Here is a 24,709-nt window from a genome sequence, read left to right on the forward strand (position 1 = left end):
CGACGCTCAACTGATGAGCCAGGCATTCAGAGGAATTATTCCTCTATCGAGTGGTGGAGTCGCCCAGGTCCCGGAAGTCCTTCATCACCTGAAGCAGGAGCTCCCGTACGTCGGCCCCGAAGGTCGCGGCAGCTTCGAAGCGGCTGAACTCGTCCTCGTACGCGGCGAGTTCGGCGGAGCCGTCCAAGATCCGCTCCCCTCGGAAGGTCTCTACGACGACCGCCGAGCGATCACACAACGTGAAACCGTGACGTGGCATGGCGGGTACAGGTTGACGCCACGGGATGACGCCGAGGCGGACCGTACTGAGACTCTCGACAGCCAGCAGCCGGTCAAGCTGGGCGAGCATCAGCGCAGGAGTCCCAGGCCAGGTGCGCAACACGCCCTCCGTCAGCACGAACACCGATTCCCGCCCCGGCTCGTACAAGAGACTCTGCCGCTCGACACGGGCAGCGACCGCACGGCCGACAGCTTCAGGGGTGACGTTCGGCGCGCTGTCGAACACGTACCGGGCGTACTCCGCACTCTGGAGCATGGCCGGCAGGACGACGCATTGGAAGGAACGGATCAGCCGGGCGGACCGCGCCACCTCGTCGAGGGAGGACGCAGCGGGTACGGCTTCACCAGAGGCTTCGATGGCGTTCGGCGCAGCTTCGACGGCGACCAGGAGGTCACGCACCTCCCGAGCGGTCGACTCGTCGAGGTCGAGAGCTCGAGACAAGCGGCCCAACACGTCGACACTGGGGACCATCCGGCCGTTCTCCACCTTGGACACCGTCGGCTGCCCCACACCGGCCAGGTTGGCCAGCACGGCACCAGTCAGGCCAGCCTCAGTGCGAAGCACGCGAAGACGCGCCCCGAGCGCCTTCATCAGCTCTTGCCGCTCACTCCCCATAACCAGGGTTCTACACCACGAGGCAGCAGCACCCAGACGCCAGAACGGCGCTGATCACCAGTTCCCAAGTCCCACCATGATCACCTGTTACAGGTTTCCCTACATCATCAAGTGCGGCTCGCTCCGCTCCCCGCGCGCGGCCCGGCCCCCGGCCGGGCCTGCGCTCCAGTCTCCGCCCCGCTCCAGCCCGGCCGGCGCCCGTGCCGCGCTTATGGCAATCAGTCGCCTGATGCCGGAGAAAGGGCGCGTCGTAGGGCTGAAGATCAGCGCAATACGATCGCATTAGCCCGCGCCCACTGAACAACCGTGACTGCCAGGTGGACAGCAGCTTGCGCCTCTTCCAAACTCGGCTTCCTCTGGCCGCTATTTGCATGCCTGTCGGGATTGGGCCATAGAGCTTCCAAAACACTGAGAACGGGGTCGATGGAATGATCCATCTTCATTCCCGGGAGAACAAACCTCCAGCGCTGCCCCTGGCTCTTCAGCGAGCCCACGACATGCCCCAGCTGCGCTTTATCCTGCTTGGGGACGACGATAGGAATCAGTACCGCCTCAACGGCCTTGATCGCATGGTCCCAGGCATCCGAAGCATCGGAGTCCCGAGAGAAGGCGCGGTCCCAAGCCTGCTTCAGCTCCTCACTGGCGAGGTCGGCAGGAGTTACGGCGACATCAAAGCTCTCTTGAGCCACGGCATCAACTCGCCGCCGCAGACCCTCCCCCTTGACTGCCATCCATGCCGAGCCCCCAAGAGAAAGGGAGTGCTCAAGGTTGTTACAGCGAGAGTTGCCGCTGCTTGTGCTGAGTAGGTAATCGATCAGATCCAGGAAGGTATCCTCATTCCGCTTACAGTGAGAAATGAGGTCACGCATCATGTCAGCAGCCCTCTTGTTACTGAGGGGGGCGCGCACAGCAAGAGCCGCAGAATGTACGAGTCCTCTATTTGTTTGCGGCGCGTTTCGATATCCGAAGACTTCCTCAGCCCAAAACTCCAAGGATGGCGCGAGATGCTGCGGTACACCTTCCGCCATTCCGGCCGGCGGACGTACCCCGCGACGGACGGACAGGGGAACCCAATTCGACATGGCGCAAAGGCTACCGTCTGCCAGTAACGCGCGCGCCTGGTTATCACGATCGAAGATCTACGAGCTAGCTTTCCTGGCTCAAGGCTCGCGCATGATCGTCACCGGCCGGCCGTCGTGGGTTGCTCTGGGCGACACCCCGATAGCGTGGCTGAGGCCGGTGGGGGTACAGCGAGACACACGCGTGCGTAGTCGGTCGGCGCACCCGCCGCCGTGGCTGACTTTCGTCGGCTGAGGTACAGACGCGGCCCCGGATCGACTCTGGGGTGATGACCGTGTCGCAGCCTGAGAGGGCGGGTGGTGAAGCTGTCAAGTCCGTTCATGGCGGTTGACACCACCACCTGACACCAACAGCCCCGGACAGCGGCGGTCAGCGCCGAACCTCGGCGGACGGTCCACCTAGGACCACGGCCGGTTGACCGGGGTACCCGGCCATCCGTCACCGACCTGATAAGGATGAGGCCACAGGTTCAAATCCTGTTAGCCCCACCAGCACGAAGGCCCCCAACCGGTCATGGTTGGGGGCCTTTGACGTGTGTGGCCGGCCTCGGCGGGGCGAGGGTGGGCGGCTCGCAAAAGGCCCGGTCGCTGGCGACGGGGGATGCACCAGCGACCGGGCTTGGGCCAAGGCTAACAAGGGTGGTTGGGCGGTGGGGGCCGACTGGTCGGGGCTGATGGGCTGTTGTGATCGGGATCACTTCGAGGTCAGGGGGTGCACGGGGGGTCGTAGGAGAGGCGGGGGAGGTATTCGTGCCACTTCTGGGAGGGCAGGACGTACTGGGTGCTGGCGCAGATGCGGGTGATGGCCTGGTCGACGTCGGGGTTCCAGAGGCGGACGGTGCCGGCGCCGCTGGAGACGCCCAGCATGCGGCTGTTGGGGCTGAAGGACAGGTAGTTGCCGGTCTTGGCGTTGGGGCTCATCGACTGGCCGATGCGGGAGGCGTCGGAGGGGACGCGGACGTTCCACAGCCGGACGGTGTTGTCGTTGCCACCGCTGACCAGGGTGGCGCCGTCCCGGCTGTAGGTGAGGGAGACGACGGCCTCGGTGTGGCCGGTGAGGGGGCTGCCGAGGGGCGTGGGGCCGGCCGGGTCCGCGATGTCCCACAGGCGGACCGTGTCGTCGTCGCTGCCGCCGGCCAGGGTGTGGCCGTCGGGCGCGCCAAGGCGAGGACGTTGACGGGGCCGAGGTGGCCCTTGAGGGGTGTGCCCACAGGGGTGGGGTGGTCGGGGTCGGTCACATTCCACAGGCGGATCGTGCCGTCCGCGCTGCCGTCGGCCAGAGTGTGCCCGTCGGGGCTGTAGGCGAGGGCGTTGACGCAGCCCCGGTGGCCGGTGAGGGAGCTCCCGAGGGGCTTGGGGCGGGGCCGGGTCCGTCACGTTCCAGAGGCGGATCGTGCGGTCGGCGTAGGCCGTCGCCAGGGCGTGGCCGTCCGGGGAGAAGGCCAGGGCGTCCGGGCCCATGAAACGCGTCCGCAGGGCGAGGGGCGGGCCGTAGGAGAGAGGCTGGGCCGGGTCGGAGACGTTCCCATAGGTAGACCGTGCGGTCGGCCGTCAGGACGGCGAGGGTGCGGCCGTCCGGGGAGAAGGCGAGTAAGCGGTCGCCGCCGTCCGCGGGCATGAAGAGCGTGCTCAGGGGGGCGGGGCGGTCGGGGGTCTGCACGTTCCACAGGCGGACGCGGCCGTCCCCCGCGGCCGTGGCGAGGACCTTGCCGTCCGGATGGAACGCCCCGGTGCGGCCGACCGATCATGTCCGAGTCGGGATCGACCCCAGGCGCACCTTGTTGTCGCCGCTGCCCGTGGCGAGAGTGGTGCCGTCGGGGCTGAAGCCCAGGGCGTACATCTCGCCGCTGCTGCCCGCCAGGGGCTCGCCGACCTGTGACGGGTACGCCGCACGTTCCACAGGATCGCCGTGCTGTCCGCGCTGGCCGCGGCGAGCATCGAGCCGTCCGGGGTGAAGGCGACCGATCGGACCGGGCCGGTGTGGCCGGTGAGGGGGACGCCGAGGGCGCTCGCGCGCGGGGCCCGACACGTTCCACAGCCGGACGGTGTCGTCCGAGCTGCCGCTGGCGAGGGTCTTGCCGTCAAGGCTGAAGACCGCGCTGCTCACCCAGCTGCGGTAGCCGGTGAGCGGCTTGCCCAGGGGCTTGGGGTGGGAGGGGGCCGCCAGGTTCCGCAGGCGGACCGTGCGGTCGTAGCCGGCGGTGGGCAGCACCTTGCCGTCGGGGCTGAAGCTCGTGAGGTAGACGGCGCCGGTGTGGCCCAGCAGCGGGGTGGCGAGCGGGGCGTTGACGATGGATATCAGGCGGTTACGGGCGCCCGCGTCGTCCGGGCGCAGACGGTGTGCCACCAGGTCCAGCTGGGCGGACAGCGAGGGGTCGGTGTACTGGACGCGGCCCGCCTCCGCGACCACCTGCTCGAACACGGCGTCGTTGCGCTGCTGCCATGCCACCACCGCCGCGCCGACGGCCAGCATCGCCAGCACCACCAGGGCCGACACTGCGGCGCGTCCGAGCCGCACGGTCCGCCTGCGCAGCCGTACCGAGGCGGCCAGGGAGTCCACCGCGCTGCGGGTCAGGAAGGTGTCGCCGGCCGACTTCGCCCAGGCGTGGGCCTGTTCGAGCCGGGAGCCCCGGTAGAAGAGGGAGGAGTCGCGGTGGGAGGTCTCCCAGGCCCGGCCGTCCTCCTCCAGGCGCTGGCGCAGCAGATGGTCGCCGCGGTCCTCGTCGATGCACTCGCGCAGCCGCGGCCACGCGGTCAGCAGCGCCTCGTGGGTGATCTCGACGAACTCCGCGTCGAGGGTCACCAGCCGGGCGCGGACCAGCGCTTCGAGGGACTCCTCCGCCTTGTCGGGGTCCGTGGACTCCTCCGACAGCCGACGGCGGATGCCCCGCCTGCGTGTGGCCCGGGTGTCCTCGCCGAGCCGGACCAGCCGCAGGAGGAGCAGCCGCGCGGCCGAGCGGGCGGCCGGGTCAGGTCGGACCAGGCCTGCTCTACGGTCGGGGCCACGGCACCCTGGATGCCACCGGCGGACCGTCGCGTCGGTGCAGAGGGTGAAGGCCTCTTCGAACTGGTCCACGATGATGACGGGCGAGGGGCGTCCCCATCGACCCGATCGACCCGATCGACCCGATCGACCCGATCGACCCGATCGACCCGATCGAGCCCAGCAGTCGTATCGGCGGGTGTTTCACGTGAAACACCCGCCGTGGCCGATGTTTCACGTGAAACATCGGCCACGGCGGTGCCGCCCGGTCCTTGCCGGGCACCTCACGGCGGGTCCAGACTGCCACCGCCTCCCGTGCGGTGCGGGCGAATTCCCGGTTGCCGGGGCGTCGGGAGACCTCGGTGAGGGGGGCGAGTCCGGGGATCCGGCGGGCCAGTTCCGCGAATGGGTCGGCTCCCGGCACCAGTCGCAGTACGTCCAGGTTCGCGCCGCTTGGGTGACCAGGGCGTCGGTGCTGCACTCCCGGCCGAAGAACCAGCGGGCGTCCTGCTGTCGGTAGGAGGCCAGACCCCGGTACGGGCACACCCCGCCGGTGACGGACGGCCTCTCGACCGCCGGCTCCTTCTCCGGTTCCTCGGCAGTCGTGGCGCCACTCGCCCACCGGGTCGGCCAGCGCCCGTTCCCACAGGCGCTGCCACTGGGTCATGTCGTACAGGCCGGGGGAGACCGGGACGGGCCGCGCGTGGCGGGCGTCGGGTATCAGGACGTGCAGTACGGCGGCGAGTGCGGCGAACTGTGCGGGTACGTTCCTGGCTCGGCGCCAGTGTCCGCACGAGGGGAGGGACCGCTGCCGAACGGTGCGGCGCGTGATGTGTGCGCGGGCCTTGGATGCCCGCTGCCCGTGACGATCTTTGGCCGGTGCTGAACCGGGCGGTCTGGGGGGCAGACCTGAGAACCGCACCTGAGAACCGGTACCCACAAGGCGTCGTCCGGATGCTTGATTCGCTCATAGTGAGAATGTAGTTTTCAAAAAACGAGAGTGCGGATCCAGCAGGGCGCGCGGGAGGACCGACATGCAACGGGACGAACTGATCCTGATCAGCGTGGACGACCACATCATCGAGCCGCCGGACATCTTCGTGAACCACCTGCCGAAGCGGTACCGGGACGACGCCCCACGTCTCGTGCACCGCGAGGACGGCAGCGATGTCTGGCAGTTCCGCGACAGCACCGTGGGCAACGCCGCGCTCAACGCGGTCGCCGGGCGGCCCAAGGAGGAGTACGGCCTCGATCCCCAGGGCATGGACGAGATCCGGCCCGGCTGCTACGACGTCCACGAGCGCGTCAAGGACATGAACGCCGGCGGGATCCTCGCCCAGATGAACTTCCCGTCCTTCCCCGGTTTCTCGGCTCGGATGTTCGCCACCGAGGACTCCGAGTTCTCCCTCGCTCTCGTGCGCGCCTACAACGACTGGCACATAGACGAGTGGTGCGGGGCGTATCCGGGGCGCTTCATCCCGATGGCGCTGCCCGCGATCTGGGACGCCGAACTGTGCGCGGCCGAGCTGCGGCGGGTGGCCGCCAAGGGCTGCCACTCGATGACGTTCCCGGAGAACCCGGCGGTGCTGGGCTACCCGAGCTTCCACGACCCCTACTGGAACCCCCTGTGGCAGGCGGCCTGCGACACCGGCACCGTCCTGTCCATCCACATCGGTTCCTCGGGCCGGCTGGCCATCCCTTCCGTCGACTCGCCGCCCGACGTGATGATCACGCTCCAGCCGATCAACCTGGTCTCGGCCGCGTCCGACCTGCTGTGGTCCCGCGTGCTGAAGGAGTACCCCGACCTGAGGATCGCCCTGTCGGAGGGCGGCACCGGCTGGATCCCGTACTTCCTGGAGCGGGTGGACCGCACCTTCGAGATGCACGCGGCGTGGACCCTCCAGGACTTCGGCGGCAAGCTGCCCTCGGAGGTGTTCCGCGAGCACTTCCTGACCTGCTTCATCACCGACAAGCTGGGCATCCGGCTGCGGCACGACATCGGCATCGACAACATCGCGTGGGAGGGCGACTACCCGCACAGCGACTCGCTCTGGCCGGACGCGCCGGAGCAACTGCACGAGGTGCTCGCGGACTGTGCCGTTCCGGACGCCGACATCGTGAAGATGACCCACGAGAACGCGATGCGCTGGTACTCCTTCGACCCCTTCAGCCACGTTCCGCGCGAGCAGGCCACGGTGGGCGCGCTGCGGGCCGCCGCTGCGGGCCACGACGTGAGCATCCGCTCGCGCAGCCGCCAGCTGACGGAGCCGGTGGACAAGCTGGAGGCGTTCCGGGCCCGGGCGCGGGCGGCGGTGGCGGCTGCGTCGCAGTAGGCCGCGGACCTGGTTACCTGACGACCCGTCAGTTATTGTCGCTCCAGCCGTGCCGGTACGGAAACGGAAGGGGTGACCGCCCATGGAGACCCATGACGCTCACAGGGCTCATGAGGTCCGTCCGCAGAGCCCGCAGCCGCCGGGGGAGCCGCGCTGGGTCGCGATGTTCCACGACCCGTCCTCGGCTTCCTGGCGGCTCGCCGCCGAATCGTCCGACCGCCCGCCCGTGCTGTACGCGATGGGCGAGATGACCCAGGTCAAACGGGCGCGGGGCGACGAGGTGACCGTCGCCCTGTGGGGCCCGAGGGACGGGGAGTGGCACCGCTACGACGCGGCCCCGATGCCCACCCCGGAGACCCCGGCCCAGGACTCGGCCCCGTCCACCCCCACCCCGGGCCCGACCAGGCTCGCCGAACGCATGGAGGACCGCAGGCACCAGGTCCTCATGGCGGGCCTGAGCAAGGCCGGCCTCCACGACCTCACGCCCGAGGACGTCACCGCCGTACGCACCCTGGTGGACCAGGTCGACGAGACGACCCTCCGCCGGATCGCCCACTGGATGACGGTCGCCGGGGGGCAGTGAGCCAAGGGGGTGAGCCAAGGGGTGAGCTTGGGCCGAGGGCCGAGGGCCGGGGGCTGAGGGCCGGGGGCTGAGGGCCGGGGACCGGGGACCGGGGGCTGAGGGCTGAGGGCCGGGTGCCAGTGATCAGGTCGGCCGGGGACCCATGAGCCGAGGGTCCGGTGGGTCCGGTCAGTCAGGGAACCGTGAGCAGTGGGAGCGGTCCGCCGGGTACCAGCCAGCCGGGTCAGTCCGTCGGCGGGTAGCCAGCCGGAGGGACGCCACTCGGCGGGTGGTCAGCCTCGGTGTGGTCGATGTGCGAGGCCTGGCCTGTGGCGGGGAGCGCCATCCAGCCGCCGAGGGCGGTCAGCAGACCGCGTCGGACGGAGAGGGACGCCGGGTGCACCGGAGCGCGGAAGTCGTCGGCCTTCCAACGGTCGGGTAACACGCCGCGCTCCACCACCCCGCCCGCCGGGCCGCCGGGTCGCAGGGCCGCCGGGGAAGCCCACCGTGGAGCCGTCCGACAGCAGGTCGAGGACGCGGGAGGTCGCCCACCCGAGGCCCTGGTCGGCCTCCAGGACCTTCACGTACGTGCCCTCCACGTGCGCCAGCGCGAGGGGGCGGGCGAACGCCAGGCCCTCCGGGGCGCCCCTGGCGGAAGGTCACTCTGAAGTCGTCGGGGACGTACGGGAGGACGTCCTCCGTCGTGCCGTCCTCCTGTATCACCCAGTGCCACTCCCAGCCCCCGGGCAGTTCCTGCTCGCGCAGCGACCTCCAGGCATCCGGGAGATGCCGGGCCGCCTGGGCGTGTACCGCGGTGACTGTGACGATGCGCCGGGACAAGGACTCGTCCGGGGCGCGGTGTGGCGTGGGTAAGGCTGAGTCCGCGGGGTGAGGGCGCCGGCGGTCCTGGGGCACGGCCTCAGGGTATGCGGTGACCGTCTCCTACGGCGCAGGGCCCCTGGGTGAAGTCCCTTACGGGAGTGGCCCCTTGTGGCGAAGGCCCGGTCCGCTCCGAAGAGCCGCCGGGCCTGCATCGCGCGCTGATCCGTCGTACTTGATCCGTCGTGCTGGTTCCGTCGTGCTGGTTCCGTCTTACTCGCTGGGTCGTGCTCCCTGCGCGGCGCTCTCAGCGCTGGAGCGGAATGGAGGGCTCCGCGTTTTCCGCGAGGTCCGTGGAGCTGCCGCAGGTGGACGTGGTGTGCTCGGCGGCCTGGTCCGCGTCGTCGAGGGGACGGTGGCGGCAGCTGGGGGACTTGCCGTGGGCCTCGGCGCGGATGCGCTGTTTCATCGTGGGGGGCAGGGACCGGGTGTGGGCCCAGTCCCAGAGCGGCGCCACCGGCGTCGCCGGCACGGTCGTCGACGATGACGATGACGATGACGACGCGGCGGCGGTGTGCTCGCTGCCCGAGCTCTCGCTGCCGGTGTGCGTCGGTCCGCTCTGCGCCGCCGCGGCCGTGCCGGACGAGGCGACGAAACCGAGCGTCGTGCACAGCGCCAGGAAGGCGGTGACGATGGCGGTCCACAGCTTCATGACCCGGTTCTCGGGCATGGGGCCCCTCACTTTCAGGTTGGGCGATTTGCGTACTTTCCTCATGATGTGTATGGGGAACGCGAAGTGGTGGACCGACCCACGCGGCGTGGCGATGTTCGGATGAACACCACTCATATGGGTGCATGGGCGAAGCCGGGTTACGAAGCTGCTGAGGGCGGGAGTTGAGAGGCCGACGCAGGTCACCGATCGATATCGGTCGGTGTGTATAGTCGGGCGCCAGAGGTCCCCTACGTCAAGGAAAGACGAGGTCGCGCGGTGAAGAAGCTTCTCCTGGTCGCACTGGCCGCCATCGGCGGGCTCCTCGTGTACCGCCAGATCCAGGCGGATCGCGCCGAGCAGGATCTGTGGACGGAGGCGACTGACTCCGTGCCCACGGGTTCGTGAGTACCGACACCAGAGACTGAGATCGAAATCAGACCCCGGCCGCCTGAGCGGTCGGGGTTTTGTGTTGCGGTCCGGGTTGCGCGCCGGCCGGCCCAGGGTTAGAGGCGGGACAGAGGCGGGCGTTTCGGACCGCCGTACGGAATGGGCGGGTGCCGGTCGGGGCGGCGGGGCAGGATGGCCCACGTTCGGACGAAGGCGAGGGGGCGGGTTCGATGACCCGGCGGGGGCGTACAGGACGCGCGGGGCGCGCGGGACGCGTGGCGGCGGTGCTCTGCGCCTCGGCCATGGCGGTGGTCACGGTCGTCCGGGCGCCCGTCGCCGTGGCGGCGCCGGACGTCCCGTCGTACGCCTTCGCCGACGGCGTACGGGACGCCCCGGCGGCCACGAGCACCGCCGCCGCCGTACGCCTGCAGCCCGGCGCGACGTACCGGAGCACGCTTCCGGCCGACGGGAAGGCCTACTACCGCCTCGAACTCGACGGTCTGTCGAACGCGTATGTCGCCGTCACCGCGATACCCGGCTCAGACGTCACACCGACCGCCGGCGACGGCATCAGCGTCTCCGTCCAGGACGCCGACGGCATCAGCTGTTTCCATGACTCCGTGACGATCGGGGCCGCGGTGAGCCCGCAGCCGGTGACGGCGTGGGGCGCGCGCGAGATCGAGCCCGGGAAGGGGCTGTGCCAGGAGGGCGGCACGTACTACGTCGTCGTCCAGCGCTCGGACCCGGCGGGAACCGGTGGCTCGGCGGCCGGCTCCTGGCAACTGGAGCTCGCTCCCGTCTCCGAGCCGCCCGTGGCCAAGGCCCCCGCCACCAACGTGCCCGGGACCTGGGACTCCGCCACGCCCGCACCGCCCTCCGGCGAGCCGGTGGCCCGCCCCGGCGGCGCGGGCTTCGGCCGGGCGGTCTCCGTGACGGCCGGCGTCTGGCGCGACGAGGTCGTCCCCGGCGAGACCGTCTTCTACAAGGTGCCCGTCGACTGGGGCGAGCAGATCTACGCCGAGGCGGACCTGGGCAGTGCCGACACCGCCCCGGACAAGAACACGGAGTACGTGTTCGACGCGCTGGAGCTGTCCCTCTACAACCCGGTGCGCGCCAGGGTCGAGGCCCGGGGCACCGGCTACAGCGGTGCGCAGAAGTCGGCCGCGCTGGATCCTGTGCCTCCCGTCCGGTACGCCAACCGGTACGCCCCCACCGATCCGGTGACGAGCCTGCGCTTCGCCGGCTCGTACTACCTGGTCGTACACCTCGCCGCCGAGGTGGCCGAACGGTTCGGCGACGGCCCCTACGAGGTGACGCTCCGTGTCCGGCTCGACGGCAGCGCGCAGTCGGGACCCGGGTACGCGGGATGGTCGTCGCCACGAGGGATCTTCGACGTCGGCACGCAGGACGATCCGGTCGGGGGAAGCGGTACGGCGGGCTCGGCCGGCGGCGATCCCGTGATGACGGCGGTCGCCGCAGGCGGCCTCGGCACCGGGACGGCACTGGTGCTCGTCCTCGGCGTCTGGACTCTGGTGGCCCGGCGCAGGGCCTCCGCCCCGTCGCGTCAGATGCGCGCCAGCGCCCAGAACCCCACGGCGTAGCAGGCCAGCGCGAGCAGCAGCAGCGGTACCGCGACCCGCGCGGGCGGCCCGGCCCGCCGTCGGCTCCTGCGCAGGGCCCGTCGTCCCGGACGCGGGGCACTCTCGGGCTCGGGCTCGGGCTCTGACTCGGGGGAGACCCTCAGCGGGAAGGTGGGGTCGTAGGGGGCCTGGACGGTGGAGGTGACCGTCGGCTGAGGAGGCGGCAGATGGAAACTGCCGGTGTCCGACATCGAGGGCGTGGGGGTGGGCGTCGGGGTCGGGTGGGGGTCGCCCGGCACCGAGTAGGGGTCCGGGTGCGGTCCGGCGGTGCGTTCTCGTACGACTCCCGCACCCGGGTGCGCGGACAGGTGACCGCCACCCGCCGCGGCCGGCGGTACGGAGTGGGTGCCGAGCCCGGTCGGGTAGGGAACCGGGGGCGGTGGAACGACCGGGTGGGCCGGGGCGGTTGCCGGCCGAGCGGGCAGAGAAGGTGTGCCCGAAGGGACCGGGCCGGGCGGCACGTCCGGACGGCCGGGCAGCGGCCGTTCGACCGGGAGGGATGCACTGGGTGGCATGGCCGGAGGCGCGGGCAGGAACGGTTCGCCCGTCGGGGTGGGGGTGGGGGTGTGCGTAGGGGTGGGCGTGGGCGTCGAGTCGGGGGGCGAGGCCGGGCGGGCCGGCACGGAACCCATGGTCCCCATGGCCCCCATGGCCCCCATGGCCCCCATGACCCCCGTGGCCCCCATGGACCCTGTAGGCCCCGCGAGCCCACCGGGACCTATCGTCCCAGCAGTTCCTGTGACCCCTGCGACCCCCGTGGTTCCTGTGCCGCCCGTGGCCCTCGCCGGCCGCAGTGGGCCCTCAGGACCGAACCCCTTCGGCAGGGGCCCGAGTTGGTCGAAGATCTCGATCAGCTCGTCGTCGGGACCGGGCTCGGGGAGCAGCTCGACGGCCGAGGCCAGCGCCTTGCGCGCACCCGTGGCCGTACGGAACCGGGCCTGCGGATCGGGCTGCAGCAGATTGGCCACAACCTGCCACAACGGCTCGGGAATCCCCTTGGGAGCACTGGGAGTTCCGTGCTCGGCGAAGTGCTGGACGAGCGCCTTGGCGTCCGGTTTGGCGCCTTCCAGCAGGTAGAGCGCGACCAGTCCTACGGCGAACAGGTCGGCGGTGAAGTCGGGTTCGGCGCCCATCATCTGTTCGGGGGCGAGGTAACCGGGCGTCCCGACCACGAGGTTGGTCTCGGTCAGCCGCGGCTCGCCCAGCCGCATCGCGATGCCGAAGTCGGACAGCCGCAGCCGGGGACGGGCGGTCCCGGTGGCTTCCAGGAGCAGGTTCGCCGGTTTGATGTCCCGGTGCACCACGCCCTCGGCGTGCACGGCGGAGAGCCCGGACAGCAGTTGGTCGAGCAGGGTGCAGACGAACACCGGCGGCAAGGGGCCGTAGTCGCCGATCAGGTGGACCAGCGAGCCGCCGCCCACCAGGTCCATGGTGAACAGGACCTTGTCGTCGTCGGCGGCCCAGCTGGCCGGTGCGAGCACATGGGGATGGTCGATGCGCAGCGCCTGCTCGCGGACGAACCGCAACAGAGAGTGCGCGTCACGCTGCTGGAGCACCTTGGCGGCCACGTACCGGCGCCGGCGGTGGTCCCAGGCGCGCCAGACGGCACCGACCCCTCCGCGTCCGATCGGGTCGGCCAGTTCGTACCGTCCGGCGAAGACCTCACCCATGGCAGTGCGTCGCTCCTCCCCCTTCGGAGTTCCCCCGTACTACCCGCTGGGTACCCCCGTACCCCCGTTGTCCCCCGTGGATTTCCCCCGTAGAACCCGCGGAACTCCCCCGTAGGTATTCCTCATCGCTTTCCCCACCGGGTCCCCACCCGGTTCCCCGCCCGACCCCGAACCCCCTTCGGCGACCGGACCGAGGGAAGGGTTCAGCTCTGGTGGGACTGGTAGTGCGTGACCGCGTCCGAGGTACGGCCGGCGCCGTACACCCGGAGGAACTCTGCCAGTTCCGGGTGGGTCGGGGCGAGAGTGTCGGCGGCGTCGATGATGTCACCGGCGGCGGCCACCGAGCGCAGCAGCGACTGGATCTCGCGGACCACCCGCTTCACCGTGGGCGCCCCTGAACTGCTCGTCGTCGTGGTGGTGTTGCTGAGCACGGAGCCCCCCTGCGACTGCTTGATCTCGTCCATCCGCTCGGTCGCCTCGGCGGCGCTGACGCTGCCGTCCGCGACCTGCCCCGCCAACTCCTGCAGCAGCTGCACCCGCTGCACCACGGCCGGGTTGCCGATCTTCGCCCGCTGACCGCTCATCAACTGGGACAGCATCGGCGCGGACAGTCCCAGTACCCCCGCGAGACGAGCCTGGTTGAGGCCAAGATCGTCGATGAGCTTACGGAAGAGCGCCCCCAGTGGCTCTCCGTACCAGTTCCGCTGAAGTTCCCGCGCTCTCGCGGTCGCTTCCTGTTGTGCGGCGTCCATTGCGTCTCCCCATCGCTTCCCCAAAATATCCCCGGTTCGCTGTAGCGAACCACGTCGAGCATCTTACGGAGAGTGGTCATCTGCGGGGACCCCCAATCTTTTTGCGAGATACCCCGGGTGACCCGGTACTCTGGTCTGCGATGGCAGCCGGACCTGGTCCGGCCGGACATTCTTTCCGGGGCCTTAGCTCAGTTGGTAGAGCGCTGTCTTTGCATGGCAGATGTCAGGGGTTCGACTCCCCTAGGCTCCACGCGCACAAGCGCCCTCCACCCGCGAGAACACGCGGGTGGAGGGCGCTTTTTGTGTGCGGTGCGCGCCGTGCGTTGTGCTCAGCGGTCCTCGTCGCGGCGTGCGGCCTCCTCCTCGGCCTGCTTGGCCTGTACCTCGGGGTCCAGGACGGAGGTGTCGGGGGAGCTGTCGACGGAGGTCAGACCGTCCGAGGTGGGCATCTCCGTGGCGGCGGGGGGTTCGACCAGCCAGTCGGGGTTGGCCTGCTTGTCCCACCACTTCCAGGCGGCGAAGGCGCCGCCGGCGACCACGCCCACCACCAGCACGGCCTTGCCGAACTTCCCGGCCCGGGCCTGCCGCCGGTGCTTGCGGGCGAGCTTCTCGATCTCCCTGGGCGTCACCTGGCCGCGCAGGGCGGCCAGTGCGGCGGCGCCCCGGGCGGCGGCCTCGTCCTTCATGGGGCCGGCCACGGCCACCGCGTGTTCGATCCTCGGCCGGGAGTACTCGGCGGCCTGCCGGGAGTACTCCGCCGCCTGCCGGGCGGCGACGCGGGTACGGACGGCCGCTTCCTGCGCGGCCAGGTCGACCTTCGGCGGGACATGCGTGCGTGCGTGTTCCAGCCGGGGCACGACATGGGTGCCGTACTGTGCGCGGGCCTGCTCGGCGGCCAGCGACACCTTGGGCGCCAGCCGTACCCGGGCCTCCTGCGCGTACTGCGAGGCCCTCTCCTTGGCGGTGTCGGCGTAGGGCGCCACCACTTCCGCGGCGTGCAGCACGCTGCCCTTGGCCGAGCCGGTCGCGGCGCGCACGCTGTCGATGCGGGTCACGGGTTCCTCCTCCTCGGTGGCGTACGTTATTTCGACTTTCCACCCTTTTAGGGATCATGCCTGCCGACGGCCGTCGTGGCATGTGCGGGCGGGCATACGGGTGCCCGCGAATGCCCGTCGGATGCCGTACAGGGAAGAATCAGTGGTCGTATAGGGGACGAATGAGGGGTAACAGGACCTTGCCGTCGACAATGCCACGGATCCGCGCCGCCCGCCCCTGTCCCGGACGACCCTGATGCTTTTCGGCACGGCCGGTCCGGGGCGTGCGAGCATCTGGGGATCACGCACGACAACGGAAGGCGGGATCGTGGCCGAGCAGCTCTACGCCACCCTGAAGACCAGCCGCGGCGACATCGAGATCCGGCTGTTCCCGGACCATGCCCCGAAGACGGTCAGGAACTTCGTCGACCTCGCGACGGGCGCGCGCGAGTGGGTCCACCCCGCCACCGGCGAGAAGTCCACCGCCCACCTCTACGACGGCACGGTCTTCCACCGCGTGATGAGCGGGTTCATGATCCAGGGCGGCGACCCGCTGGGCAACGGCACCGGCGACCCCGGGTACCAGTTCCCGGACGAGTTCCATCCCGACCTGCGCTTCGACCGGCCGTACCTGCTGGCCATGGCCAACGCGGGGCCGGGCACCAACGGCTCGCAGTTCTTCATCACCGTCTCCCCGACGGCCTGGCTGAACCGCAAGCACACCATCTTCGGCGAGGTCGTCGACAAGGCGGGCCAGAAGGTCGTGGACACGATCGCCGCCACCCCGACCAACCCGCGCACCAACCGCCCGATCGAGGACGTCTTCATCGAGTCGGTGGTCGTGGAGCAGCGCTAGGGCAGGCCCTGGGCCCGAGGGGAACCAAATGCCCCGCTCGTCCGTAAGAATGAGCGGGACATCGTTCCTGCCAGACCACGACCCGGGGGAGCACATGGACCAGGCGCCAGGAAGCCGGCCGGAGGGCATCCACGACGGCCTGCCCACCTGCTACCGGCACCCGGGCGTGGAGACCGGCGTCCGCTGCACCCGCTGCGAGCGGCCGATCTGCCCCGAGTGCATGGTCAACGCCTCCGTGGGCTTCCACTGCCCGGAGTGCGCGCGCGGCGACTCGGGCACCGGGCACCCCCCGGCGGCCTCCCGGCCCCGCACGCTGGCAGGGGGCGCCATCGCGCAGGACCCGCGCCTGGTCACCAAGGTCCTGATCGGCCTCTGTGTCGCCGCCTACCTGGTACAGATGTCGGTCGGCAACAACTTCACCGACAGCTTCGAACTGATCGGCAGGGCCTACTACCCCGACGGACAGCTCGAGGGCATCGCCGAGGGGCAGTGGTACCGGCTGCTGACCCCGATGTTCCTGCACGGCAGCATCATCCACATCCTGTTCAACATGCTCAGCCTCTGGTGGCTCGGCGGCCCCCTCGAACAGGCCCTCGGCCGCGCCCGCTATCTGGCGCTCTACTTCGCCTCCGGCCTGGCGGGCAGCGCGCTGACCTATCTCCTCGCCGAGCCGAACCAGCCCTCCCTCGGCGCCTCCGGCGCGATCTTCGGCCTTTTTGGCGCCACCGCCGTGCTGATGCGCCGGATGCGCTATGACATGCGCCCGATCATCGCCCTGCTGGTGATCAACCTGATCTTCACCTTCGGGTGGAGCAACATCGCCTGGCAGGCCCATATCGGCGGCCTCGTCGCGGGTGTGGTCATCGGGTACGGCATGGTCCACGCCCCGCGCAAGCACCGCGCCCTGATCCAGTACGGGACCTGTGCCCTGGTGCTGGTGGCGGTCGTCGTGCTGACCCTCCTGAGGACCTCCCAGCTCACCTGAGCGGCCTGTTGTCCACAGCGAGTGGCGAATGTTGTGCACAAAGTGCGGGGACGACCGCGCCCCCTGTCACCGATCTGCGTTTCCGCAGGTCAGGCAGGGGGCGAACGGGCTTTCGAGGGGCGGTCACAGCCGGTAGTTAGGTCATACCGGCGTCAACCTCCGATGAGTTATCCACAGATCGTCGTTTCTTTTCCCCATCTGTGGAAAGAAGCCTCAGGCCTGTGGATAACTCAGTGAACAGCCCTGGGCAGAGCTGCCGGGGAACTGCCGGGTACGGCTACTTCCACTGGGTGGAGACGCCGAACCCCGCCGCGATGAACCCGAAGCCGACGACGATGTTCCAGTTGTCCAGGGCGTCGATGGGCAGCGAACCGTCGGTCACATAGAAGACGACGATCCAGGCCAGTCCGATCAGGAACATGGCCAGCATCACCGGTGCGACCCAGGCGCGGCTGTTCAGCTTGATGGCGGTCGCCTGCTTCGCCGGAGGCGGCGTGTAGTCGGCCTTCTTGCGGATACGTGACTTCGGCACGAGGGTCTCTCCTGTCGATGCGCTGCGTGGCCGCGCAGGTGCTGGATCGGGCTCGGGGGCTGTGTAGAGGGGACTGAAGGGCTTCCCCCGGGCGTCCGTTAGCGTAGTGCTTCTACGGCGCCGAAGGAGATAAGGGTACGTTGAGCAATTCTGCCGACTCCCCCGGGACAGGATCAACGCCTCGTTTCCGTCCCGTCCGCGTACTCACCGCGGGAGTCTTCGCCCTGGCCGGTCTCCTCTTCATCACCAGCTTCAACACGGCCAAGGGCACCAACATTCGCACGGACGCCTCCCTGCTGAAGCTCTCCGACCTCATCCAGGAACGCAGCCACAAGAACGGCGAGCTCGACGAGACGAACGCCACCCTCCGGGATGACGTCGAATCGCTCGCCGAGGCCGACGACGGCAGCACGAGCGCCGAGGACGAGAAGCTCGCCGCCCTGGAGAAGAACGCCGGCACCCAGAAGCTCAAGGGCGACGCCCTCACCGTCACCCTCGACGACGCCCCGCCCAACGCCACCGCCAAGCTCCCCGGCTATCCCGAGCCCCAGCCCGACTACCTGGTCATCCACCAGCAGGACCTCCAGGCCGTGGTGAACGCCCTGTGGAAGGGCGGCGCCCAGGGGATCAAGGTCATGGACCAGCGGCTGATCTCCACCAGCGCCGTGCGCTGCGTCGGCAACACCCTGATCCTCCAGGGCCGCGTCTACTCACCGCCGTACAAGATCCAGGCGGTCGGCGACCCGGAGAAGCTCCAGAAGGCGCTCGCGGACTCCCCGTCGATCCAGAACTACATGGTGTACGTCAACGTGTACGGCCTCGGCTGGAAAGTCACCGAGGACGGGACGGTGACTCTGCCGGGCTACTCGGGCACAGTGGATCTGCACTACGCGAAGCCTGTGGAGTAGCCAGCCTTTTCGGAGCCGCCGGTGCGGGTGATCGTCAGGACGTTCAGCGAGCTGTGCATCACCGTCGGCGCCCTTATCGTGCTCTTCGTCGCCTATGTGCTGTTCTGGACCGGCATCCAGGCCGACCGGGTCATGGGCGCCCAGATCGACGACCTGCACGACCAGTGGGCGCGTCAGCAGACCCCGCCGGCGAGTACCCCCGCGCCGCCGGCGCCGTACAAGAGCGGCAGACCGTTCGCCGTGATGTACATCCCGCGTCTTGGTTTCACGTGGAACAAGCCCGTCCTGGAGGGGACCGGCACCGGCACCCTGAAGAAGGGGCTCGGCCACTACTCCGGGACCACGCGGCTCGGGCAGGTCGGCAACTTCTCCGTGGCCGGCCACCGGCGTACGTACGGTGACCCCTTCAAGGACTTTCCCGAGCTCAGAAGGGGGGACGCGGTGGTGCTGACGGACGGGACGACCTGGTTCACGTATCGGATCGACAAAGGGCCTTACAAAACCGTGCCCTCGGACGTCGAGGTGATCGACGCTGTGCCACGTAGATCGGGGTACACACGACCGGGCCGGTATCTGACCCTCACCACGTGCGATCCCGAGTGGGGGCACAGTCACCGGCTGATCGTCTGGGCGCACCTGGACTCCACCCAGCCCGTGGAGGCAGGCCAACCCCGGGCCCTGCGCCGTTAGTCTGGTGGCGTACGGCGTGAGTCAGGTGCCGTGGTGCGACGGAAGGGACAGCATGTACGGCTGGATCTGGCGGCATCTGCCAGGAAACGCCTGGGTGAAGGCGCTGCTCTCGATCATGCTGACCCTGGCTGTCGTCTATGTCCTGTTCCAGTACGTCTTTCCGTGGGCCGAACCGCTGCTTCCCTTCAACGATGTGACGGTGGACAACCAGTGAGCGCGCGCATTCTCGTCGTGGACAACTACGACAGCTTCGTCTTCAACCTGGTCCAGTACCTGTACCAACTGGGCGCCGAGTGCGAGGTCCTGCGCAACGACGAGGTCTCCACCTCCCACGCCCAGGACGGCTTCGACGGCGTCCTGCTCTCCCCCGGCCCGGGGACACCCGAGGAGGCCGGGGTCTGCGTCGACATGGTCCGCCACTGCGCCACGACCGGTGTCCCCGTCTTCGGCGTCTGCCTGGGCATGCAGTCGATGCAGGTGGCGTACGGCGGTGTCGTCGACCGCGCGCCCGAGCTGCTGCACGGCAAGACCTCGCCGGTCGAGCACGAGGGCAGGGGCGTCTTCGCCGGGCTCCCCTCGCCCTTCACGGCGACCCGCTACCACTCCCTCGCCGCCGAGCCGGCCACCGTCCCGGCCGAGCTGGAGGTCACCGCCCGGACCCACGACGGGATCATCATGGGCCTGCGCCACCGCGAACTGCCCGTCGAGGGCGTTCAGTTCCACCCGGAGTCGGTGCTGACCGAGCACGGGCACCGGATGCTGGCCAACTGGCTGGTGGAGTGCGGCGACCAGGGCGCGGTGGCGAGGTCGGCGGGGCTCGCCCCGGTGGTGGGCAGGGCCACGGCGTGACCGCGCTGCGCCCCGAGCGCGAGGACTCGTACGGCACGGCGCCGTACGAGTCCTTCGGCATGGATCCGTACGCCGGGGAGCTCCCGTACGCGGGGGAGCCGTACGGAGGAGAGTCTCGCGCGGACGATGCCCCGCGCGCGGGTGACACTCGCGGAGACGGACCGCGCGGGGAGGGACCGCGGGGAGACGGACTCCGTGGAGGCGGTGCGCACGCGGGCGGGGCACACGGGTCCCACGGGTCACACGCGGCGCATGGATCACACGGATCACATGGAGGCGGATCGCGCGGGAGGGGGCGGCGCGGCAAGGAGCCCCGCGAGGCCACCGCGGCGATGCCCGGTACCCCGGGTGGGGATGTCCCGCGCGGGGGCGAGGTGTATCTGCCGCCCATCGACGAGGAGACGGTCGCGCTGCGGATACCGGATCCGCCGTCCGGGGGGTTCACGGGCGAGGCCATATCCGCCTCTGGCGCCGCAGCAGCCCCACCGGTACCCGGAACTCCGGCGGGCGGCCGCGCGGCCCGCAGAAAGGCGGCCAAGGGCCGTCGTGGGCGTCACGGCGGTACCGCGGCGGAGGCGCTGGACGCCGTCGACCCGTCCATCCCGCCCTCCCAGGACGAACGGCCGCTGTCACGGATGGAGGCCCGCCGCCGGGCGAAGGCCAACAAGCCGGGTGCGGCGGTGGTCGTGAGCCGGGCGGTCGGCGAGGTGTTCATCACCACCGGCGTGCTGATGCTCCTGTTCGTCAGCTACCAGCTGTGGTGGACGAACGTCCGGGCGCACGCGGCGGCCAGCAAGGAGGCGAACAGCCTCCAGGACGACTGGGCCAGCGGCAAGCGCAACCCCGGCACCTTCTCCCCCGGGCAGGGCTTCGCGCTCCTGCACATCCCCAAGCTGGACGTGGTGGTGCCGATCGCCGAGGGCGTCAGCAACAAGAAGGTCCTCGACAAGGGCATGGTCGGCCACTACGGCGAAGGCAGCCTGACGACCGCCATGCCCGAGGCGAAGACCGGCAACTTCGGGCTCGCGGGGCACCGCAACACGCACGGCGAGCCGTTCCGGTACATCAACAGGCTTCAGCCGGGCGACGACATCGTCGTGGAGACGCAGGACGAGTACTTCGTGTACAAGATGGCGTCCTCGCTGCCGGTGACCGCGCCGAGCAACACCAGTGTCCTGGACGCCGTCCCGCCGCAGTCCGGGTTCACCGGGCCGGGCCGCTACATCACGCTGACCACCTGCACGCCGGAGTTCACCAGCAAGTACCGGTTGATCGTCTGGGGCAAGATGGTCGAGGAACGGCCGCGCAGCAAGGGCAAGCCGGATGCGCTCGTCCAGTAGGCCTTGTACGAGGGCGACAAGGGCGACAAGGGCTTCGAGTAGGGACAGATGAACGTGGCAGCGACCACCGGCGACGCCGAGCAGGTACAGGACACCGAGACGGGCGCGCCTTCCGGGCCGCCGCGGCGGGGGCGGATCGCCTTCGCCGTCAGCGTCTTCGGCGAACTCCTCATCACGGCCGGGCTGGTGCTCGGCCTGTTCGTCGTCTACTCGCTCTGGTGGACGAACGTCATCGCCGACCGGCACGCGGACCAGCAGGGCGACAAGGTGCGCCAGCACTGGGCCAAGGAGGACACCGGGCCCGGCGCGCTCGACACCAAGGACGGCATCGGCTTCCTGCGTGTGCCGGCGATGAGGAACGGCGACGTCCTGGTCGAGAAGGGCACCTCCACGGACGTCCTCAACGAGGGCGTCGCCGGCTACTACACCGACCCCGCCAAGGCCACGCTGCCCACCAGCGGCAAGAGCGGCAACTTCACGCTCGCGGCGCACCGGGACGGCCACGGGGCGAAGTTCCACAACATCGACAAGCTGAAGAAGGGCGACCCGATCGTCTTCGAGACGCGGGACGACTGGTACGTCTACAAGGTCTACGCCATCCTCCCGGAGACCTCGAAGTACAACGTCGAGGTCCTGGGCACGGTCCCCAAGGAGTCCGGCAAGAAGAAGGCCGGCCACTACATCACCCTGACCACCTGCACCCCGGTGTACACCTCGCGCTACCGGTACGTGGTCTGGGGCGAGCTGGTCCGCGTGGACAAGGTCGACGCGGACCGGACTCCGCCGAAGGAACTCGGCTGACTGAGTTGCTTGAAGCAACTCAGTCAGCTCTTCAGCCTTCGCAGTCGTGCTCGGTGCTGACGGAGCCTGTTCTCGACGCTCTGTACGTCCGTCCGCAGGGCAATGAGCTCCCTGCGGTGCTCGCCCGACGTCTCGATGAGCGCGTTGAACATCGGGACGACCGTCTTCCCCAGGATGTGGACAAGGCGCTCGTCGATGCGGTTGTCCACAAGCTGGTCGAGCGACTCGATTCCCCTGTGGGCCGAGTTATCCACAGGCTGTGAACGAACCAGATACTCCATGTCGAGCAGGTACTCACGCACCTGACGTGCGGTTTCGCTGTCCTGGAGCAGCATGGCGACGTTGAGGACGGCTCGGCGGGGGAAGAGGGCGAGGGAGCGGGTGTGGGATGCGATCCCGCTGAGTTCCTTGAAGGAACTCAGTTCTGTACCTGCCAAAACCCGATAGCCGCTCGCTTCGAGTTCGGCTCGGTGGTCGAGGACGAGTGAACGGATGGCTGTGATTCCCACCCCGAAGTACGCCGCCACCATCGCCGTAGTCACATGCACCCCGTCCGGCAGCAGCGACAGCGCCTTCACCCGGTCGAGGACCTCTGTCCGGTCCCGCACGCTCTCGCGCAGGGACTTGGATTCCAGCAGCACGGTTTCGTTGATCATGTACTGCAAACGAGTGAGGGGCCCCGCCGGAAACGTCCGGTGGGGCCCCTCAGCGCGTGTCTCCACGGTCGGCTAGCCGCCGTTGCCGCCGTTCAGGAAGCCGCCGTTGTTGCCGCCATTGTTGTTGTTGTTCTGGACGGCGATGAGGTTGACCGTCGTCCCGCTGGCGACCGTGCTGCCGGGGCTGGGGTCGGAGCTGACGACCGTGGCGTCGTCGTCCTGGGAGCCGGCGATGTTGCCGACGTTCAGGCCCGCGTCCTGCAGCGCGTCCTTGGCGTCCTCCAGGCTCAGACCCTGGAGGTTGGACGGCACCTGGACCTGGCTGCTCTTGCCGATCTGGATGGTGACCGTGGAGCCCTTGTCGACCTGGGAGCCGATGGACGGGCTGGTCGAGATGACCTTGCCGACCTGGTTCTGGTCCTGGGTGTCGACCTCGACGCAGTTGCCGGTGAGGTTGTTCTGCTGCATCTGGGCCTTGGCGGCGTCACAGCCCTGGCCGGAGACGTCGGGGACGGTCGCCTTCTCCTCGGCCTTGGCGATGGTCAGGGTGATGGTGGTGCCCTTCTCCACCTCCGCGCCGAGCTTCGGGTCCTGGGCCAGGACGGTGCCGGCCTCCTCCGTGGAGACCTCTTCCTTCGTCTCGACCGTGAACTGGTACTTGTCGTCCTCGAGGATCTTCTTGGCCTCGTCCAGGGTCTTGCCGAGGACACTCTCGACGACCACCTTCGGCGCGCCCGTCGACACCACCAGGTTGACCGTGGAGTCCTTCTTGGCGTCGGTCTTGGCAACGGGGTCCTGGCTGCAGATCTGGCCCTTGGGCTGGGCCTCGCAGGCCTTCTGCGTGACCGTCCCGACCTTGAGGTCGATGTTGGTCAGCTGCTGTCTGGCGTCGGCCTCGGCCAGGCCGACCAGGCTGGGCACGGTCACGGTCTCGTTGTTCACGCCGTCGCCGCCGAACGCCCACTTGCCGATCAGGATCGCTCCGACCAGCACCAGGACCGCGGCCACCACCAGCAGGATCGTCGAGGTGTTCGACTTCTTCTGGCGGCGCCGGTCGGGACGGTCGTCGTAACCGCCGTAGCCGTATCCGCCGTCGTCGGGGTTCATGGGCGGCAGCATCGAGGTCGCACCGGCGCCCGCGGAGCGCATCGCGGTGGTGGCCTGGTCGTCGCCGTAACCGCCGTAGCCGACGGAGCCCATCGCCGCCGTCGCCGCGACCGGCTGGCCGTCGAGGCAGGCCTCGATGTCGATGCGCATCTCGTCGGCGGACTGGTAGCGGTAGTTCGGGTCCTTGACCAGCGCCTTGAGGACGATGGCGTCCATCTCCGGCGTGATCTCGGGGTCGAAGACGCTCGGCGGCTGCGGCTCCTCGCGCACATGCTGGTAGGCGACCGCGACCGGGGAGTCGCCCACGAAGGGCGGCCGTACCGTCAGCAGCTCGTAGAGCAGACATCCCGTCGAGTAGAGGTCCGAGCGCGCGTCGACCTGCTCGCCCTTCGCCTGCTCCGGCGAGAGGTACTGAGCGGTGCCGATGACCGCGGACGTCTGCGTCATCGTCATGCCGGAGTCACCCATGGCGCGGGCGATGCCGAAGTCCATGACCTTGACCTGGCCGTTGCGCGTGAGCATGACGTTGGCCGGCTTGATGTCGCGGTGGACGATGCCGGCTCTGTGCGAGTACTCCAGCGCCTGGAGGATGCCGATGGTCATCTCCAGCGTCCGCTCCGGCAGCAGCTTGCGGCCGGAGTGGAGCAGCTCACGGAGCGTGGAGCCGTCGACGTACTCCATCACGATGTACGGGATCGAGACCCCGTCGATGTAGTCCTCGCCCGTGTCGTAGACCGCGACGATCGCGGGGTGGTTGAGCGAGGCGGCCGACTGGGCCTCCCGGCGGAACCGGGCCTGGAAGGAAGGGTCGCGCGCGAGGTCCACGCGCAGCGTCTTCACCGCCACGGTGCGGCCGAGTCGGGTGTCATGCGCGAGGTAGACCTCCGCCATGCCACCACGACCGAGCACATGGCCCAGCTCGTACCGGCCGCCGAGGCGACGCGGCTCTTCCATTTCTCCTACCAGCCCTCTCCGTCGGTCCCGACCGGCACACACGTGCGGCCGGAGGCTGCCGTCCGGGCATACCGTACCCGGACCGCGCTTCGTGACCTGGCCAAGCCCGTCACCCGATGCAGGACCGGTATCGCAACGTGCACCGATGTGCAGGCAACGTGATGG

General features: G+C 69.4%; 21 protein-coding genes, 1 tRNA gene and 2 pseudogenes. 13 read left to right on the top strand and 11 right to left on the bottom strand.

Annotated elements, in window-relative coordinates; genetic code table 11:
• Positions 1-43: 43 nt before the first annotated feature.
• From ACFPIH_RS17380 to ACFPIH_RS56455, 3 genes and pseudogenes are all read right to left on the bottom strand, one after another.
• A complete protein-coding gene (locus tag ACFPIH_RS17380) occupies positions 44-871 on the bottom strand; it encodes a helix-turn-helix domain-containing protein (RefSeq protein WP_381171047.1) in 828 nt (275 codons plus the stop codon).
• A 287-nt stretch (positions 872-1,158) separates the two neighbouring features.
• Positions 1,159-1,767, bottom strand: coding sequence for a hypothetical protein (locus tag ACFPIH_RS17385; protein WP_381171045.1), 609 nt, complete (start codon positions 1,765-1,767; stop codon positions 1,159-1,161).
• Between the two features lie 912 nt (positions 1,768-2,679).
• Positions 2,680-5,500 (bottom strand): annotated as a pseudogene (locus ACFPIH_RS56455) (WD40 repeat domain-containing protein); the annotation flags it as partial.
• A gap of 491 nt (positions 5,501-5,991) precedes the next feature.
• Between ACFPIH_RS56455 and ACFPIH_RS17425 the strand changes: the two are divergent.
• On the top strand, positions 5,992-7,290 hold the full coding sequence (locus ACFPIH_RS17425; RefSeq protein WP_381171040.1) for an amidohydrolase family protein: 1,299 nt from the start codon (positions 5,992-5,994) through the stop codon (positions 7,288-7,290).
• An 82-nt stretch (positions 7,291-7,372) separates the two neighbouring features.
• On the top strand, positions 7,373-7,873 hold the full coding sequence (locus tag ACFPIH_RS17430; RefSeq protein WP_381171038.1) for a hypothetical protein: 501 nt from the start codon (positions 7,373-7,375) through the stop codon (positions 7,871-7,873).
• Positions 7,874-8,180: 307 nt separating this feature from the next.
• Here the strand turns inward: ACFPIH_RS17430 and ACFPIH_RS17435 are convergent.
• Both ACFPIH_RS17435 and ACFPIH_RS17440 read right to left on the bottom strand, forming a co-directional pair.
• A pseudogene (locus ACFPIH_RS17435) lies at positions 8,181-8,692 on the bottom strand (glycosyltransferase family 2 protein); the annotation flags it as partial.
• 286 nt (positions 8,693-8,978) lie between these two features.
• Positions 8,979-9,401, bottom strand: coding sequence for a DUF6344 domain-containing protein (locus ACFPIH_RS17440; RefSeq protein ID WP_381171036.1), 423 nt, complete (start codon positions 9,399-9,401; stop codon positions 8,979-8,981).
• A gap of 258 nt (positions 9,402-9,659) precedes the next feature.
• Between ACFPIH_RS17440 and ACFPIH_RS17445 the strand changes: the two genes are divergently transcribed.
• Positions 9,660-9,788: a DLW-39 family protein gene (locus ACFPIH_RS17445; RefSeq protein ID WP_003999697.1), complete on the top strand. Its 129-nt coding sequence runs from the start codon at positions 9,660-9,662 to the stop codon at positions 9,786-9,788.
• A gap of 212 nt (positions 9,789-10,000) precedes the next feature.
• A complete protein-coding gene (locus tag ACFPIH_RS17450; protein ID WP_381171034.1) occupies positions 10,001-11,371 on the top strand; it encodes a hypothetical protein in 1,371 nt (456 codons plus the stop codon).
• Here ACFPIH_RS17450 and ACFPIH_RS17455 read toward each other — a convergent pair.
• Together ACFPIH_RS17455 and ACFPIH_RS17460 are read right to left on the bottom strand one after the other, a co-directional pair.
• The gene (locus ACFPIH_RS17455; protein ID WP_381171030.1) at positions 11,335-13,080 is read right to left on the bottom strand and encodes a serine/threonine-protein kinase; all 1,746 of its coding nucleotides are present in this window, start codon (positions 13,078-13,080) and stop codon (positions 11,335-11,337) included. The two genes, ACFPIH_RS17450 and ACFPIH_RS17455, sit on opposite strands and share 37 nt — an antisense overlap.
• Before the next feature lie 203 nt (positions 13,081-13,283).
• Positions 13,284-13,832: a helix-turn-helix domain-containing protein gene (locus ACFPIH_RS17460; protein ID WP_381171028.1), complete on the bottom strand. Its 549-nt coding sequence runs from the start codon at positions 13,830-13,832 to the stop codon at positions 13,284-13,286.
• Positions 13,833-14,009: 177 nt separating this feature from the next.
• Between ACFPIH_RS17460 and ACFPIH_RS17465 the strand changes: the two genes are divergently transcribed.
• A tRNA-Ala gene (locus ACFPIH_RS17465) sits at positions 14,010-14,082 on the top strand.
• A gap of 79 nt (positions 14,083-14,161) precedes the next feature.
• On the opposite strand, the gene ACFPIH_RS17470 is transcribed toward ACFPIH_RS17465, so the two are convergent.
• Positions 14,162-14,887: a DUF5324 family protein gene (locus ACFPIH_RS17470; protein WP_381171026.1), complete on the bottom strand. Its 726-nt coding sequence runs from the start codon at positions 14,885-14,887 to the stop codon at positions 14,162-14,164.
• A 307-nt stretch (positions 14,888-15,194) separates the two neighbouring features.
• Between ACFPIH_RS17470 and ACFPIH_RS17475 the strand changes: the two genes are divergently transcribed.
• Positions 15,195-15,722 (top strand): peptidylprolyl isomerase, encoded by a 528-nt coding sequence (locus ACFPIH_RS17475; RefSeq protein ID WP_381171023.1) that lies wholly within the window; start codon positions 15,195-15,197, stop codon positions 15,720-15,722.
• 94 nt (positions 15,723-15,816) lie between these two features.
• A complete protein-coding gene (locus ACFPIH_RS17480; protein WP_381171021.1) occupies positions 15,817-16,707 on the top strand; it encodes a rhomboid family intramembrane serine protease in 891 nt (296 codons plus the stop codon).
• A gap of 277 nt (positions 16,708-16,984) precedes the next feature.
• On the opposite strand, the gene crgA is transcribed toward ACFPIH_RS17480, so the two are convergent.
• The gene (crgA, locus tag ACFPIH_RS17485) at positions 16,985-17,239 is read right to left on the bottom strand and encodes a cell division protein CrgA (RefSeq protein ID WP_020119474.1); all 255 of its coding nucleotides are present in this window, start codon (positions 17,237-17,239) and stop codon (positions 16,985-16,987) included.
• Between the two features lie 140 nt (positions 17,240-17,379).
• Here crgA and ACFPIH_RS17490 point away from each other — a divergent pair, with 140 nt between their 5' ends.
• Genes ACFPIH_RS17490 through ACFPIH_RS17515 form a run of 6 tightly spaced genes read left to right on the top strand, consistent with a single transcriptional unit; the run spans position 17,380 to position 21,827 of the window.
• Positions 17,380-18,147 (top strand): DUF881 domain-containing protein, encoded by a 768-nt coding sequence (locus tag ACFPIH_RS17490; RefSeq protein ID WP_381171018.1) that lies wholly within the window; start codon positions 17,380-17,382, stop codon positions 18,145-18,147.
• A gap of 21 nt (positions 18,148-18,168) precedes the next feature.
• A complete protein-coding gene (locus ACFPIH_RS17495) occupies positions 18,169-18,837 on the top strand; it encodes a class E sortase (RefSeq protein ID WP_381171016.1) in 669 nt (222 codons plus the stop codon).
• 52 nt (positions 18,838-18,889) lie between these two features.
• Positions 18,890-19,051 (top strand): hypothetical protein, encoded by a 162-nt coding sequence (locus tag ACFPIH_RS17500; RefSeq protein WP_381171014.1) that lies wholly within the window; start codon positions 18,890-18,892, stop codon positions 19,049-19,051.
• Complete coding sequence (locus tag ACFPIH_RS17505; RefSeq protein WP_381171012.1) at positions 19,048-19,686, top strand: aminodeoxychorismate/anthranilate synthase component II; 639 nt, start codon at positions 19,048-19,050, stop codon at positions 19,684-19,686. Before ACFPIH_RS17500 ends, ACFPIH_RS17505 begins: the two co-directional genes overlap by 4 nt.
• Positions 19,683-21,026: a class E sortase gene (locus tag ACFPIH_RS17510; RefSeq protein WP_381171010.1), complete on the top strand. Its 1,344-nt coding sequence runs from the start codon at positions 19,683-19,685 to the stop codon at positions 21,024-21,026. Before ACFPIH_RS17505 ends, ACFPIH_RS17510 begins: the two co-directional genes overlap by 4 nt.
• Positions 21,027-21,074: 48 nt before the next feature.
• The gene (locus ACFPIH_RS17515) at positions 21,075-21,827 is read left to right on the top strand and encodes a class E sortase (protein ID WP_381171008.1); all 753 of its coding nucleotides are present in this window, start codon (positions 21,075-21,077) and stop codon (positions 21,825-21,827) included.
• Positions 21,828-21,850: 23 nt separating this feature from the next.
• On the opposite strand, the gene ACFPIH_RS17520 is transcribed toward ACFPIH_RS17515, so the two are convergent.
• Together ACFPIH_RS17520 and pknB are read right to left on the bottom strand one after the other, a co-directional pair.
• The gene (locus tag ACFPIH_RS17520; protein ID WP_381171006.1) at positions 21,851-22,483 is read right to left on the bottom strand and encodes a restriction endonuclease; all 633 of its coding nucleotides are present in this window, start codon (positions 22,481-22,483) and stop codon (positions 21,851-21,853) included.
• Positions 22,484-22,555: 72 nt separating this feature from the next.
• Positions 22,556-24,544, bottom strand: a complete 1,989-nt coding sequence (pknB, locus tag ACFPIH_RS17525) for a Stk1 family PASTA domain-containing Ser/Thr kinase (RefSeq protein ID WP_381171004.1) — start codon at positions 24,542-24,544, stop codon at positions 22,556-22,558.
• Positions 24,545-24,709: the final 165 nt, after the last annotated feature.

The sequence above is a fragment of the Streptomyces vulcanius genome (genome assembly GCF_042653945.1).
GTDB lineage: Bacteria > Actinomycetota > Actinomycetes > Streptomycetales > Streptomycetaceae > Streptomyces > Streptomyces mangrovi.

What these genes read in the sequence shown, in the direction of transcription:
- ACFPIH_RS17380 (WP_381171047.1), bottom strand. Translation starts at nt 871, where the DNA reads ATGAAGGCGCTCGGGGCGCGTCTTCGCGTGCTTCGCACTGAGGCTGGC.
- ACFPIH_RS17460 (WP_381171028.1), bottom strand. Translation starts at nt 13,832, where the DNA reads ATGGACGCCGCACAACAGGAAGCGACCGCGAGAGCGCGGGAACTTCAG.
- ACFPIH_RS17480 (WP_381171021.1), top strand. Translation starts at nt 15,817, where the DNA reads ATGGACCAGGCGCCAGGAAGCCGGCCGGAGGGCATCCACGACGGCCTG.
- ACFPIH_RS17455 (WP_381171030.1), bottom strand. Translation starts at nt 13,080, where the DNA reads ATGGGTGAGGTCTTCGCCGGACGGTACGAACTGGCCGACCCGATCGGA.
- ACFPIH_RS17515 (WP_381171008.1), top strand. Translation starts at nt 21,075, where the DNA reads ATGAACGTGGCAGCGACCACCGGCGACGCCGAGCAGGTACAGGACACC.
- ACFPIH_RS17520 (WP_381171006.1), bottom strand. Translation starts at nt 22,483, where the DNA reads ATGATCAACGAAACCGTGCTGCTGGAATCCAAGTCCCTGCGCGAGAGC.
- ACFPIH_RS17450 (WP_381171034.1), top strand. Translation starts at nt 10,001, where the DNA reads ATGACCCGGCGGGGGCGTACAGGACGCGCGGGGCGCGCGGGACGCGTG.
- pknB (WP_381171004.1), bottom strand. Translation starts at nt 24,544, where the DNA reads ATGGAAGAGCCGCGTCGCCTCGGCGGCCGGTACGAGCTGGGCCATGTG.
- ACFPIH_RS17425 (WP_381171040.1), top strand. Translation starts at nt 5,992, where the DNA reads ATGCAACGGGACGAACTGATCCTGATCAGCGTGGACGACCACATCATC.
- ACFPIH_RS17440 (WP_381171036.1), bottom strand. Translation starts at nt 9,401, where the DNA reads ATGCCCGAGAACCGGGTCATGAAGCTGTGGACCGCCATCGTCACCGCC.
- ACFPIH_RS17430 (WP_381171038.1), top strand. Translation starts at nt 7,373, where the DNA reads ATGGAGACCCATGACGCTCACAGGGCTCATGAGGTCCGTCCGCAGAGC.
- ACFPIH_RS17385 (WP_381171045.1), bottom strand. Translation starts at nt 1,767, where the DNA reads ATGATGCGTGACCTCATTTCTCACTGTAAGCGGAATGAGGATACCTTC.
- ACFPIH_RS17500 (WP_381171014.1), top strand. Translation starts at nt 18,890, where the DNA reads ATGTACGGCTGGATCTGGCGGCATCTGCCAGGAAACGCCTGGGTGAAG.